Source organism: Vibrio sp. 2132-1 (assembly GCF_033344315.1).
In genome coordinates, this window is the sequence record NZ_JAWPON010000703.1 from 1 (window position 1) to 557 (window position 557).

A 557-nucleotide genomic window follows, 5' to 3' on the forward strand; every position below is an offset into this window, starting at 1 on the left:
AGGCCATTTTCAATCAGCACTTGTGCCAGTTTCACTGCCTTGCCTGCGTCTTTGATCGCGATAACAGGGACTACTTTAATTTCTGAAAGTTGTTGGTTCAGATCTTTCATTTCATCGTTCCTTAAATAGTTGGCATCGCTTGGCTTGGAATGATCGCGCCGCGATGTTGAATAACCGTGCCAGCCACTTTGTGACCAGCAAGCGCAGACTCCGCAACGTCTCCGCCTAAAATTCGTTTTGCAAGATAACCCGCACTAAAAGAATCACCCGCCGCCGTGGTATCCACCACAGCATCAACCTTCAAGGCCGCAACGGTGTGTTGTTGATCTTGTGTTACAACAAAACAGTCGTCCGCGCCACGTTTCACGATGATCTCTTTCACGCCAAAGTTTTTCGTACGGCTGATCGCTTCATCTTCGTGCTTATCTCCCCACAGCATGACCTCGTCATCGAAGGTCAAAAATGCCATATCGGTGACGCTGAGGATCTTTGAGTAAAAATCACGAGCTTGCTCGATGTTAGGCCAAAGCTTAGGGCGGAAGTTGTTATCGAATGCG

1 protein-coding gene and 1 pseudogene are annotated in these 557 nt (G+C 48.3%); both read right to left on the minus strand.

Annotated elements, in window-relative coordinates; genetic code table 11:
- A pseudogene (locus R8N47_RS27485) lies at positions 1 to 110 on the minus strand (keto-hydroxyglutarate-aldolase/keto-deoxy-phosphogluconate aldolase); the annotation flags it as partial.
- An 11-nt stretch (positions 111 to 121) separates the two neighbouring features.
- Positions 122 to 557 (minus strand): PfkB family carbohydrate kinase (locus R8N47_RS27490; protein WP_318186398.1); only part of this gene is annotated, 436 nt, incomplete at its 5' end.